The sequence below is a fragment of the Deinococcus sp. genome (assembly GCF_018260555.1).
Lineage (GTDB): Bacteria > Deinococcota > Deinococci > Deinococcales > Deinococcaceae > Deinococcus.
Map to the genome: position 1 here is coordinate 26,092 of NZ_JAGLBB010000024.1, position 13,195 is coordinate 39,286.

9 protein-coding genes are annotated in these 13,195 nt (G+C 71.6%); 6 read left to right on the plus strand and 3 right to left on the minus strand.

Features of this window, described 5'->3' with window-relative positions; translation table 11 throughout:
• The first annotated feature begins 204 nt into the window (after positions 1 to 204).
• The 6 genes from mutS (at position 205) to QZ271_RS06575 (ending at position 9,674) form a co-directional block, all read left to right on the plus strand.
• Positions 205 to 2,763: a DNA mismatch repair protein MutS gene (mutS, locus tag QZ271_RS06550; protein ID WP_291429918.1), complete on the plus strand. Its 2,559-nt coding sequence runs from the start codon at positions 205 to 207 to the stop codon at positions 2,761 to 2,763.
• A gap of 45 nt (positions 2,764 to 2,808) precedes the next feature.
• Entirely contained in the window at positions 2,809 to 4,461 is a 1,653-nt protein-coding gene (gene mutL, locus QZ271_RS06555; protein ID WP_291429928.1) for a DNA mismatch repair endonuclease MutL, read from the plus strand.
• A 152-nt stretch (positions 4,462 to 4,613) separates the two neighbouring features.
• On the plus strand, positions 4,614 to 6,035 hold the full coding sequence (gene gltX, locus QZ271_RS06560; RefSeq protein WP_291429919.1) for a glutamate--tRNA ligase: 1,422 nt from the start codon (positions 4,614 to 4,616) through the stop codon (positions 6,033 to 6,035).
• Entirely contained in the window at positions 6,032 to 6,208 is a 177-nt protein-coding gene (locus tag QZ271_RS06565; RefSeq protein WP_291429920.1) for a hypothetical protein, read from the plus strand. The genes gltX and QZ271_RS06565 overlap by 4 nt, the downstream gene beginning before the upstream one ends.
• A 129-nt stretch (positions 6,209 to 6,337) precedes the next feature.
• Positions 6,338 to 7,126 (plus strand): TIGR00282 family metallophosphoesterase, encoded by a 789-nt coding sequence (locus QZ271_RS06570; RefSeq protein WP_291429921.1) that lies wholly within the window; start codon positions 6,338 to 6,340, stop codon positions 7,124 to 7,126.
• 55 nt (positions 7,127 to 7,181) lie between these two features.
• Positions 7,182 to 9,674, plus strand: a complete 2,493-nt coding sequence (locus QZ271_RS06575) for a phosphoenolpyruvate carboxylase (protein WP_291429922.1) — start codon at positions 7,182 to 7,184, stop codon at positions 9,672 to 9,674.
• Positions 9,675 to 9,864: 190 nt separating this feature from the next.
• Here QZ271_RS06575 and QZ271_RS06580 read toward each other — a convergent pair whose 3' ends face one another.
• The 3 genes from QZ271_RS06580 to QZ271_RS06590 form a co-directional block, all read right to left on the minus strand.
• Positions 9,865 to 10,269 carry a hypothetical protein gene (locus QZ271_RS06580; protein WP_291429923.1) on the minus strand — a complete coding sequence of 135 codons (405 nt, stop codon included), beginning with the start codon at positions 10,267 to 10,269 and terminating at the stop codon, positions 9,865 to 9,867.
• Between the two features lie 255 nt (positions 10,270 to 10,524).
• On the minus strand, positions 10,525 to 10,875 hold the full coding sequence (locus QZ271_RS06585) for a hypothetical protein (protein ID WP_291429924.1): 351 nt from the start codon (positions 10,873 to 10,875) through the stop codon (positions 10,525 to 10,527).
• Positions 10,876 to 10,977: 102 nt separating this feature from the next.
• Positions 10,978 to 13,195 (minus strand): chromosome segregation SMC family protein (locus QZ271_RS06590; protein ID WP_291429925.1); only part of this gene is annotated, 2,218 nt, incomplete at its 5' end.

The window sequence follows — 13,195 nt, forward strand, 5'->3', positions numbered from 1 at the left end:
GTGACGGCCCGTCCCATCACGGAACTCGATCTGCTGCGCGCGTTCGGCTGCGACGAGTAAACGCAGGCCCGCGGCGCCCAGCTCCATTCTCCTTACGCCTGGCCCTGCCGGGCGTTTCTTCTATGCCGATCTGCCGCCGGGGCTCTCTCCCGTTTGTGCCGCCGCCGCTGTCGGGTGCGGCGCGTGCCCGCTATGCTGCGCGGGATGCGGGCTCAGAACGTCCTGAAGGGAACCGGGTCGGGAGCACTCCCGCCCATGCTGGAACAGTACGTGCAGATGCGCGACGAGGTGGCCGCGCAACTGCCGCACGCCCTGCTGCTGTTTCAGGTCGGTGATTTCTACGAGACCTTCGGTGAGGACGCCGAGCGCGCCGCGCGGCTGCTGGGGCTGGCCCTGACGCACAAGAGCAGCCGGGATTTCAGTACGCCCATGGCGGGCATTCCGCTGCGCGCCCTGGACGGGCACGTGGAGCGGCTGCTGGCGGCCGGGGTGTGCGTGGCGGTCGCCGACCAGGTCGAGGAACCCGGCAGTGGGCTGGTGGACCGCAAGGTCACGCAACTGCTCACGCCGGGCACCGTGACCGAGGAGCGGCACCTGGGCGCGGACGAGAATTACCTGGCGGCGGTCGCTACCGGGGACGGGTACGCGCTGGCGCTGCTGGACGTGTCGACCGGCGAGTTCCGCTGCGCGGCGTTCCACACGCGCCTGGCGCTGTACGACGAGCTGTCGCGCTGGAGGGCGCGGGAGGTGCTGCTGGCCCCGGAACTGTCCGGGAACGCGGCGCTGCTCGCGGATTTCCAGGCGCGTTTTCCCGTGATGCTCTCGCCCGCCACCTTCGACGAGGACGCCGCGCAGGCCGAACTGCTGACCGTGCTGGGCGAGGTGTCGCCGGAACTGGTGTCGGCGGCGCTGCGCCGGGCCTGCGGGGCGGTGCTGGGTTACGCGCGGGTCACGCAGCAGGGGCGGTTGGACATGGTGCGGCGCGTGGTGCGTTTCGAGCCGGGCGCGCACATGCGCCTGCCGGACGCGGCCGTGCGGGCGCTGGAACTGTTCGCGGCGCAGTCCCCGCAGGGCCGCACCCTGACCGACACGCTGGGGCACACGCGCACGGCGGGCGGGCGGCGGCGACTGCGGGCGTGGCTGCGCGCGCCACTGCTGGACGAACTGAGCATCCGCGCGCGACTGGACAGCGTGGAAGCCCTGACCCGCGCGCCGGACCTGCGCGGCGCCGCCCGGTCCCTGCTGTACCGCGCGCACGACCTGGAAAGGCTGGCGGCGCGCGTGGCGACCCGCCGGGCCACGCCGCGCGAGGTGGCGTCCCTGGCGCGCACGCTGGACCTGCTGCCCGAAGCGGCGGCCCTGCTGGACACCCAGGGCGGCCTGCTGGCCAGCGTCCGCGCGCGCCTGACGGGCCTGCCGGACGTCGTGACCCGTATCCGCGCCGCACTCGTCGACGAGCCACCCATCCGCGCGGGCGACGGCGGCCTGATCCGCGACGGTTTCCACGCCGAACTGGATGAGCTGCGCGGCGCGGCCATCGGGCACCGCGCGTGGCTGGCGGAACTGGAAGTCAGCGAACGCGCCCGCACCGGCATTCCCAGCCTGAAGGTCGGGTTCAACGGCGTGTTCGGTTACTACCTGGAAGTGACGGGCGCGCACCTGGGCAAGGTCCCGGCCGACTACCGGCAGGTGGCCACGCTCAAAGACCGCGCGCGCTTCACCCGCCCGGACCTGCGGGAACGGGAACGCGAGATCGCCCGCCTGGACGCCGCCAGCGAACGCCTGGAACTGGAGGTGTTCACGGAACTGCGCGACTCGCTGGCCGCGCACGCCGAGGCGCTGTCCGAGGCCGCCGGGGCCTTGAGTGAACTGGACGTGCTGGCCGCCCTGGCCGAGATGGCCGCGCTGGGCGGCTGGGTCCGGCCCAGCACCACGACCGGCCACACGCACCTGACCCAGGCGCGGCATCCGGTCGTGGAGGGCAGCCTGGGCGGGCGCTTCGTGCCGAACGACGCGCGCCTCGGCGAGGACCGCCGCACCCTGCTGCTGACCGGCCCGAACATGGCCGGGAAAAGCACGTACCTGCGCACCGTCGCCCTGTGCGCCCTGCTGCACCAGATCGGATCGTTCGTGCCCGCCGACCGGGCCGAACTGCCCGTCTACGACGCCATTCACACCCGCATCGGCGCCAGTGACGACCTGGCCGGGGGCCGCTCGACGTTCATGGTCGAGATGAGCGAACTGGCCGCCATCCTGCACGCCGTGACCGCCCGCAGCCTCGTCATTCTCGACGAGATCGGGCGCGGGACCAGCACCCTCGACGGTCTCGCCATCGCGCAGGCGGCGCTGGAACACCTGCACGCGGCGGGCGCGCACACCCTGTTCGCCACCCACTACTTCGAACTCACCCGCCTGGAAGCCGACCTGCCGGGCCTGATCAACCTGCACGTCGCCGCAGAAGAAGTGCACCTGGAGAACGGCGCGGCCGGAAGCGGCGGCCTGACCTTCTACCATCAGGTCGTGCCCGGCGCGGCCCGCCAGAGCTACGGCGTGGAAGTCGCGCGTCTGGCCGGACTGCCGGGGGCGGTCACCACCCGCGCCGCGCGGCTGCTGAGTGCCCTGAGCGTGCAGGGCGACGACACCCGCCTGAGCCGCGAACTCGCCACGCTGGACCTCGGGCGCCTGACCCCCATGCAGGCCCTGGAAACCCTGCACCGCTGGCAACGCGAACTCGGCGGCCAGCCCGTGGCAATCGAGAGTTGAGGCAGCAACGCCGCGCACCGGACCCGCTACCCTGACCGCGTGACCCTGCCCGACATTCACGTTCTGCCTCCTCACGTTGCGCGTCTGATCGCGGCGGGTGAGGTGGTGTCGCGGCCGCTGGACGTGGTGCGGGAACTGGTGGAGAACGCCCTAGACGCCGGAGCGACCCGCCTTGAGGTGGATGTGGAGGGCGGGGGCCTGCGGCTGGTGCGGGTGCGGGATAACGGGTCGGGCATTCCGGCGGGCTCGGCGGGACTGGCGGCGCGGCGGCACGCGACGAGTAAGCTCGCGCCGGACGCGGCGTCGGTGGACGCCGTGACGACGCTGGGCTTCCGGGGAGAGGCGCTCTGGGCGGCGGCGCAGGCGGGCGAGGTGCATCTGGTGACGCGCCCGGCCGCGCAGGTGGGGGCCTGCGAGGTCCGGGCCTGCGGGGATGAGGTGCTGGTGTCGCGCACGTCGGCTCCGGCGGGGACGACCGTGACGGTGCGTGGGCTGTTCGCGGGACTGCCGGCGCGGCTGCGCACACAGGCTCCGGCGGCGGCGGAGGTGCGGGAGGTGACAGCGCTGCTGGGCCGGTACGTGCTGCATCATCCGGGGCTGCACTGGCGGCTCGGCGTGGACGGTGAGGTGCGGCTCTCGCACGCGCCCAGCGATCACCGGGGCGCGGTGGCGAGCGTATACGGGCCGCTCAGCGCCAACCGCGTGCTGACTGTTGTGGGCGGCGGTGTGCGGGGCGTGGTGTCCCGCCCGGAGTTGACGCGCGCGCGGCGCGACCGGATGCATTTCAGCGTGAACGGGCGGCCCGTGCTGGCCCCGCCGGAACTGGAGCGGGCCGTGATCGACGGCTTCGCGGAGCTGCTCCCAGCGGGCGCGGCGCCGCTGTGCGTGCTGGACCTGACGGTCGCGCCGGAGGATCACAATCCGAACGTGCATCCGGCCAAGCAGGTCGTGGCCCTAGCGGACCTGCCGGGCGTGGCGGCGCGGGTGCGTTCGGCGGTGGCGGCGGCGCTGGCCGCGCATCCGCTGGCGCGGGCGGCCCCGGCGCTGATCCCGCCAGCGGACGCCGGGACGGCTTGGAGTGGCACCGCCACGAACGCATCCTTCCCGGCCCTGACGCTGCTGAGCGTGTACCAGGAACTCTACCTGCTGGCACAGGGCGAAGGCGAGCTATGGATCGTGGACGCGCACGCCGCGCACGAGCGCGCGCTGTTCGAGCACCTGACCCGCACCCTGGAGGCCGAGCCGCCCGCCGAACTGCCCGAGCCGGAACTGCTGCACCTGACGCCCGAGCAGACGGCGCGCCTGCACGAGCGCGGCCCGCAGCTTCAGGCGTGGGGCCTGACCCTGGAGGATTTCGGGGCGGGACTGGCGCGGCTGCGGACCGTGCCCGCCACGCTGGCGGCGCTGAGCGTGCCGCGCCTGCACGAGCAGATCGTGGAAGCGGCGCTGGGCGACCACCCGGACCCGCGCCGGGACGTGCTGGCGCGCCTGGCCTGCGCGCCCGCCCTGAAGGCCGGCATGCTGGACCACGCGCGCGGCGCGGCAGTGCTGCGGGCCCTGGCTGCCTGCGAGCACCCCTGGGCCTGCCCGCACGGGCGCCCCACCGTGCTGCGCCTGAGCGAACGGGAACTGGCGCACTCGTTCGGGCGGCGCGGCGTGCGGGACATTCCGCGCGGCCGGGACGCCGCCCCCCGCTAGCGCTACGCAGGGCCCTCATACGGATTCCGGGCGTGGAGTTGGCACCCCGGCGCCTTGGCCGTTCAGCAACCAAGCAGACGGAATCTATCCGCCGGATGGGAAGGTTGTGTTCGTGACGCCGTCATTCGGGGGACTGCCCTATGCTGTGCGGCATGTCTGTCGTGACCCGCATTGCTCCGAGTCCCACGGGTGACCCCCACGTGGGCACCGCGTACATCGGCCTGTTCAACCACACCCTGGCCCGTCAGGGGGGCGGGAAGTTCATCCTGCGTGTCGAGGATACGGACCGCAACCGCTACGTCCCGGACAGCGAGAAGCGCATCTTCCAGATGATGGCGTGGCTGGGCCTGACGCCCGACGAGTCGCCGCTTCAGGGCGGCCCGAACGGCCCGTACCGTCAGAGTGAGCGCTTCGACCTGTACGGCGACTACGCCCGCAGGCTGGTGGCCAGTGGGCACGCTTATTACGCCTTCGAGACGGCCGAGGAACTCACGGCGCTGCGCGCGGCGGCGCAGGCAGCCGGGCACGTGATCGCCGTGCCCAGCCGTGACCTGGACCCGGCGGCCGCGCAGACGCGCGTGGAGGCGGGCGAGGCGGCCGTGATTCGCCTGCGTGTGCCCGCAGCGGGCGAGACGGTCGTCAATGACCTGCTGCGCGACCCGATTCACTTCCAGAACCGGGAGATCGACGACAAGGTGCTGCTCAAGGCGGACGGGTTTCCCACGTACCACCTGGCGAACGTGGTGGACGATCACCTGATGGGCGTCACGCACGTCGTCCGGGCCGAGGAGTGGATTACCAGCACGCCCATTCACGTGCTGCTGTACCGCGCCTTCGGCTGGCATGAGCCGGTGTTTGCGCACATGCCTCTGCTGCGCAACGCGGATAAATCGAAGATCAGCAAACGCAAGAACCCCACGAGCGTCGAGTGGTACCAGCAGCAGGGCTTCCTGCCCGAGGCGATGCTGAACTTCCTCGCGACGATGGGCTGGACGCACCCGGACGGCCTGGAAGTGTTCGACCTGGAGGAATTCGGTCGGGTGTTCCGCCTTCAGGACGTGACGCTGGGCGGCCCGGTGTTCGATCAGGCGAAACTGCGCTGGTACAACGGCAAGTACCTGCGCGAGGTGCTGAGCGCCGACGAGGTCGCCCGCCGCCTGCACGCCTTCCTGGCCGGGCAGAAGACCGAGTTGCCGTACGACGATTACTTCCGGGCGGTGGTGCGCCTGATGACGCCACGCCTCGAGGTGTTCAGCGAGTTCCTGGAGAAAACCCCGTACTTCTGGTCCGAGACGTACCCGGTGACAGAGAAGGCGCAGGCCGCGATCGACGGCGCCCGGGACCTGCTGCCGGAACTGGCCGCCACCCTCAAGAACGTGCCGACCTTCGACGCGGCGGGCATCAAGGCGGCCTTCGCGGCGTTCGCCGAGCAGAAGGGATTGAAGCTCGGGAAGGTCATGCCGCCGGTGCGCGCGGCCGTGGCAGGCACCATGGAGAGCCCGGACCTGCCAGAGCTGCTGGCCACGCTGGGCCGTGACCGTGTGGTCTCCCGCATCGTCAAGATGGGTTCATGAACCTGATCGGCCGCGACCTCGGCTGCCTGATCGCCCCGCTGCACGCGTCCATTCCGGTCCTGCAGATGCTCCCCTCGACCAGGCCCGGTATTCGCGGCGCGTACGCGGGCGCCCACAGCCATCCAATCCTGCACGGCGGCTGCCTGACGGAGCTGCCTGACGGAGCTGCCTGACGGCCAGGCTGACCTGGGAGCCGGTCCTGGTGCCGGGAGTTGCCCGCACGGACTCCGTTGACCGCCGCCTGAGAGAGCTGTGAACGCGTCGGCGGGGTTCCGGGTGTACCCCGCGCTAGTCTGCGCGTCATGATCAGGTTGTTGTTTGTGGGGGATGTGTTCGCTTCGCCGGGGCGGCGGGTGCTGGGGTCGCACCTGCCGTCTCTTCGGTCGCGGGCGGATTTTATCGTGGTGAACATGGAGAACGCGGCGGGTGGTTTCGGGATGCACCGGGAGGCGGCGGACGGGGCGCTGCGGGCCGGAGCGCACTGCCTGACGCTGGGGAATCACGCGTGGCATCACAAGGACATCTACGTGCTGATGCAGGATGAGGGGCGCTACCCGGTGGTGCGGCCCCTGAATTACAGCGATCCGGGTACGCCGGGCGTGGGCTGGCGGTCTTTTGACGTGAAGACCGCGCAGGGCACGGAGAGGCTGACGGTCGTGAATCTGCTGGGGCGGGTGTTCATGGAGGCGGTGGATAATCCGTTCCGGGCGATGGATACGCTGCTCGAACGTGATGATCTGGGGAGCGTGTTCGTGGATTTCCATGCCGAGGCGACCAGCGAGAAGCAGGGCATGGCGCGGTACCTTGATGGGCGGGTGGCGGCCGTGATCGGCACGCACACGCACGTGCCCACGGCGGATACGCGGATCCTGCCGGGCGGGACGGCCTTCCAGGCGGACGCGGGGTTCACGGGGCCGTACGAGTCGATTATCGGGAGTGATCCGCAAGGGCCGATCGAGCGCTTCGTGACCGAGCGCCCGCACCGGTACGGCGCGGCGGACGGTCCGGCGGAGCTGAACGGGGTCTTTGTCCAGATAGAGGCGGGGCGGGCGGTGGGGATAGAACGGTACCGTTACGTGGAAGAGGCGTGAAGGCGGCCACGCTCGGAATTTCTGCCGCGCCCACTCTGTACAACCGAGGTAGCCGATGAGCATTCGAAGTGACGTGAACCTGCTGGGCCGCACGCTCGGTCAGGTTCTGAAGGAACAGGAAGGCGAGGCATTCTTCGATCTGGTCGAGCGGACGCGGGCGCTGGTCCGCGAGGTCCGCGCGGGCGGCGACGACCGGGAGTTGCAGGCGATGCTGGCGGGCCTATCCGGTGAGGACGCCGGGAATCTGGCGCGGGCGTTCACGTGGTACTTCCAGCTCGTGAACCTGGCCGAGGAGTACGAGCGGGTGCGGGTCCTTCAGGGTGCGGAGGGTGTGCGCCCGCAGAGCCTGAAGCAGGCGGTACTGGACCTGAAGGCGCAGGGCCTGAGTGCCGCTGAGGTCGAAGCACTCCTGGCGCGCCTGGATCTGGGCCTGACGTTCACGGCGCACCCGACCGAGATGCGGCGCCGGACCATCCGCAACCACCTGGTGCAGGTGGCGCAGGACCTGGCGGGCCTGAGTGACGGCGGGATCGACGGTCCGGAGGCGCAGCGGATCACGGCGCACGTAGAAGCCATGTGGAACACGCCGGAATTGCGGCGCCTGAAACCGACCGTGCTGGACGAGGTGAAAGGTGGCCTGAACTATGTCACGAACATCGCACAGGCCCTGCCGGAGTTACAGCGTGACCTGAGCGGCGCGTTCCGCGAGGCCTTCGGGCGGGACACGGACGCCACGCTGCCGCTGAGTTTCTCGTCCTGGATGGGCGGGGACCGAGACGGAAACCCGTTCGTGACGCCCGAAGCGACCCGCGAGGCGCTGGAACTGCACCGCGAACGGGCGCGTGAGGTGCTGCTGGGCGGCATCCGCGACGCCTTCGCGGACCTCAGCCAGGAGGAGGGGGGCCAGGAAGCGTACCGCGCGGAACTCCAGGCGCTGCATAACGCGGTGCGGGACGGGCGGAACGTGGACCTCGTACCGCGCCTGGAGGCGCTGTCGGCCCGGCTGATCGCGGACGGTCAGCGCCGCACGGCCGATCAGCTGCTCCTGCCGCTGCTGACGGTCGCGCGGGTCTTCGGGCAGCATCTGGTCAGCCTGGACGTGCGGGAGCACAGCGGGCAGACGGGCGCGGCCGTCGCTGAACTGCTGAGCGCGGCGGGCGTGGAGGCCGATTACCTGAGCCTGCCGGAGCACGCCCGCCTGGAACTCCTGACCCGCGAGTTGCGCTCGCGCCGACCGCTGTGGCCGGCCGGGCAAGCCCTGACGGACACGCTGGAAACGGCCATCGGCCCGGTGCGTGAGGTGCAGCGCGCCGTGGCGCTGGTCGGGCCGCGCGCCTTCGGGCGGTACGTGATCAGCATGGCGGAAAGTGTCAGTGACGTGCTTGAGCCGCTGCTGCTGGCGCGCGAGGTGGGACTGGCGATCCTGCCTGTGCCACTGTTCGAGACGCTGGACGACCTGACGCGCGCGCCGCAGGTCGTGTGGGACCTGCTCTCGCTGCCCGAGTACCGCGCGGTGCTGGGCGACAGCGTGCAGGAGATCATGCTGGGCTACAGCGACAGCAACAAGGACGCCGGGTTCCTCGCGGCGAACTGGGCGCTGCACGAGGCGCAGCGGAACATCAGTGACGTGTGCCGCCGCGCGGGCGTCCGCTGGCGGTTCTTCCACGGGCGGGGCACCAGCATCGGTCGTGGGGGCGGCCCGGCCAGCCGTGCCATTCTGGGCCAGCCGGCCGGGACCATCGACGCGGGCCTGCGCATCACCGAGCAGGGCGAGGCGCTGGCCGACAAGTACAGCCACCCGGTCCTGGCGCGCCGCAACCTGGAGCAGGCGCTGTACGGCCTGCTGCTGTCGGCCGCGCGCCCGGCCGGGACGCTGGACCCCGCCTGGACGGACGCCATGACCCGCGCTGCCCGCCGCAGCGCGCAGGCGTACCGTGACCTTGTGGACAGCGGCGATTTCCTGCCCTTCTTCGAGAACGTCACGCCCATTCATGAGATTGCCCGCCTGAACATCGCGTCGCGTCCCGTGCGCCGCCCCGGCGCGCCCACCCTGGGGAACCTGCGCGCCATTCCCTGGGTGATGAGCTGGACGCAGAACCGCGCGAACCTGCCCGGCTGGTACGGCCTGAAAGACGGCCTGGAAGAGATCGGCCTGGACCTGGCCCGTGAGATGTACGCCTCGTGGCCGTTCTTCCGCACGGTGCTGGACAACGCGCAGATGAGCCTCGCCAAGAGCGACCCGCTGATCTTCGACGAGTACCTGCGCCTGAACGACCAGCAGCAACACCCGCTGGCCGTCATGCTGAAAGCCGCGTACCAGGGCACGGTCGCGCTGGTGCAGCAGATCGTCGGGGCGGACCTGATGGCCGGTGAGCCACGCCTGAAAGAGAGCATCAGCCTGCGCAACCCGTACATCGACCCCATTCACCGCATTCAGGTGGAACTGCTGCGCCGCAGCCGCGCCACCGAGGGCGGCCTGGACGAGTTCGAGCGTCCCCTGCTCCTGAGCATTCAGGGCATCGCGGCGGGCGTGCGCAACACCGGCTGAAGCTGGGTTGTATGGTGTCGGCTGTGGGGGAGGGGACGACCTCTCCCCTCCTCCCGGTGCGCGGGATGTGAAGAGTGGGACGACGCAAAGCGGACCAGTCTCCGGAGCCTCTCCCCTGCGCGCCGCTCCCCCTGCGCGCCGGTCCCCCTGCACCGATCTCTCAGCGCTGGCCCCTGCGCGCGCCGTCCGGTCAGGCTTGCAGGGGACGGGGTACGGGCAGGCTGTAGGTCGCGAACGGCTTCCACACGCCGCCCTCGTGGTGACGGGCGATGGGCTGGTCGTGTTCGTTCACGTACACCATGCGGTAGCGCACGCGGCCCAGTTCCAGGCCGCCCCGCTCGCGCCAGAGCATCTGCACGTCAATGTTCGTGGCGGCGGGGTCCGTGTCACGCGCCGCGAGGATACTGAACCCGCGCAGGCTGCCGGGGTACACGCGGCGCACCTGCCGCACGCTGCGCCGCCCACCCGGAAACACGCGCGCGGGCATGGACAGCGCCATGGCGCGGTACTCCTGACCCTGCCAGTGTGTCAGGAACGCCATGAGCGCCTGCTGGGGCGAAGGAGGGTTCACCACGCTGGTCTGCCTGTCGTTCATACCCAGCAGCATGTCACGCGCCGGCCCCCCGGCACCACTGCCCGAATGGCGCAGCCTGCCGGGAGCGACCCCTCCCCCATCTGGCGGATGCCGACGCGCAGCCGGCAAAGTCCGTATCATACGGATTCCGTTTGTTTCGCCGACAGGTCCGGAACTTCACCGGATTGCCGGCTCCACGTCCGGAGGCCCGCCCTACTCCCACTCGCTCCGCTCGGATTGAACGGGCCCTGCAGCCCATTCAACCCGGAGTCCGTATCAGTTCAGGGCAAACACGATGACCGACAGGACGCCCGCCCCGATCAGGGGGATCAGGATCTGCGGCCAGGGCAGGCCCGGCGCGCGGTAGCCTTCGCCCAGGCGGGCGCGCACCGTGCTTTCGATGCGGCTCTGACCGGACTGCGAGTACGCGACCGCGCCGGACAGGAAGCCCAGGATCAGCGCGCCCCAACCGAGCGCGTCGGCCGTCCCGGCGCGGGTGAGGCCGCCGTTCAGGATGGCGCTGACGATCAGGGCGACCAGCCCGACTCCGGCAGCGGCGGCCATGCCGTACAGCGCAATCTGGGCGAGGCGGGCCGGAACGGACTGAAGCGCGCGGACCGGGTTCATGCCGTCACTGTAGCGGACGCGGCGGGGGGGTGCCAGCAGAAGTGCCCGTGCTGACAGCTGCGCTTACCCGCCCTGCGCGCTCTGCGCCTACCCGCCCTACGCCTACCCGGCCTGTGCCTCGCCGGGCTGTTTGATGCTCAGGACGCGGCTGGCGCCGGTCTGATCGGTGGTGACGCCCCACAGGGCGTGCGCGATTTCCATGGTGGCCTTCTGGTGCGTGACGAGCAGGAACTGCGCGCCGCGCTCGCTGAACAGTTTCAGGAAGGCGGTAAAGCGGCGGATGTTCGCCTCGTCCAGCGGGGCGTCCACCTCGTCCAGCACGGCCAGCGGGAGGCCACCCGCGCTGCCCTCCCCGCCTGCGTGGTTCAGGGCGAACAGGAACCCCAGCCCGGCCATGGTGCGCTCTCCGGCCGAGAGCAGCGTCATGGAGCGGGTGCGTTTCCCGCGTGGCTGCACGGCGAGACGCAGGCCGCGCAGGCGGCCCTGGTCGTCGAGTTCGCGTTCCAGTTCTCCGGTTCCGCCGAGCAGTTCGGCGCTGTACTCACGGAAGGCGGTGTTCACGCGGTCGAAGGCGGCGGCCGTGGCGCTACCCTCGGCGGTTTCGAGGTCATGCAGGTGCGCGCGCAGTTCGGCGGCGGCGCTCTCGGCGTCGGTCAGTTCGGCCTGCTGGGCGTCCAGCGCGGCCTGTTCGGCGTGCAGGTCGGCCTCGGCGCGGGCGTTCACGGGTCCCAGGGCGTCCAGCGCGGCGCGGGCGGCGCCTAGTTCGGCCGTCCATTCGCGGGGCGTGCCGGGCGGCAGGCAGCCGTCGGGGATGGGTTCCAGGCTGCCTTCGCGCCGGGCGATCAGGACGCGCAGGTCTTCCAGGCGGGTGCGGGCGCGGTTCTGCGCGGCGATCAGGTGGCTGTACGTCTGCGCGGCCTGCTCGCGGGCGTCGTCGGCGCGGGCGGCCTCGTGCTCGTCGAGCGTGCCGAGCGCGGCCTCGCGGCGCTCGACCTCGGCGGCGGCGGCGTGCAGGTGGGCGTCCTGAGCGGCGATGGCCTGCGCGCTGGCGTTCAGGCGCTCGCGGAGTTCCCCGGCGCGGGCGCGTCCGGCGCGGTAGGCGCGCCACGCGGCGTCCGTCTCGCGGGCCAGGGCGAGGGTCTCGGCGGCCGCTCGTTCGGCGGCGCGGTGCGTCTCGGCGGCGGCGCGCTCGGCGTGCAGGTCGGCTTCCAGGGCGCCCAGGTCCGGCAGGGGCGCGCCGGGTTCCGGGAGGGGGATGTCTGTCAGGTCCGGCCCGAGGCGCGCGGCGAGCCGGTCGCGGTTGGCCTGGAGGCTGCGTTCCTGCGCGGCGAGTTCCGTGACGCGCCGCTCGGCGGCCTGTTCCCCCCGGGCGGCGTCGTCCAGCGCGCGGCCCAGCGTGGCGTGGCGTTCGTCGCTGCCGGTCAGCGTGGCCTGCACCTTCATCAGTTCGGCGTTCAGGCGCGCACCCTGCCGGTCAGCGTCCTCCAGTTCCGAGTCGAGTTCCTGGAATCTGCGTTGATCGGCCAGGACGCCGCTGCCGGTATCGCGCGCGCGGCCCCCCGTGATGGCCCCGCCGGGTTCGACGAGTTCGCCGTCCAGCGTCACGAGGCGCGGGCGGCTGGCGTGCGTGCGGGCGATGCGGTTCGCGGCGCGCAGGTCCCGCACGATCAGCGTGTCGGCCAGGATGCTCTCGGCCACCAGGGGCGGGTCGCTGGGGCACAGGTCCGCGAGGTTGCCGATCACGCCGTCCTCGCGCAGCAGGGCCGCGTCACGGCGGGGGCGGGCGCGGATCAGGTCGAGCGGCAGGAAGGTGGCGCGGCCCCCGCTGCGCCTGAGTTCCTCGATGATCTCGCGGGCGTCGTCAGCGCGATTCACGACGACCTGTTCCAGACGGCGGCCCAGCGCGGCACCCACCGCGACCTCGTACTCGGCGGGGACGGTCAGCAGGTCCGCGACCGACCCGATGATGCCCGCATGGTCGAGGCGCAGGGCGTTGCGGGCGCCCTCGCCGTAGCGGGCGTAGGAGTTCAGGGTGGCTTCGAGGCGTTCGCGTTCGCGGCGCAGTGGGGCGACGCTGGCGTTCACGCGGGCCAGTTCCGCGTTCAGGTGCCGTTCGTGGGCAGCGGCAGCCTCGCGCTCGGCGCGCAGCGCGGCGTACCCGTCGGCGGCGTGCGCGCGGACGGTGCGGGCGGCGTCCAGGCGTTCGCGGGCCGCCGCGAGGTTCTCCAGCGTGACTTCCAGGTTGCCCTGGGCGCGGTCCAGTTCGGCGCGCAGGGTCTCGCGGCTGGCGTCCTGGCGGGCGTGCGCCTCGGCGGCGCGG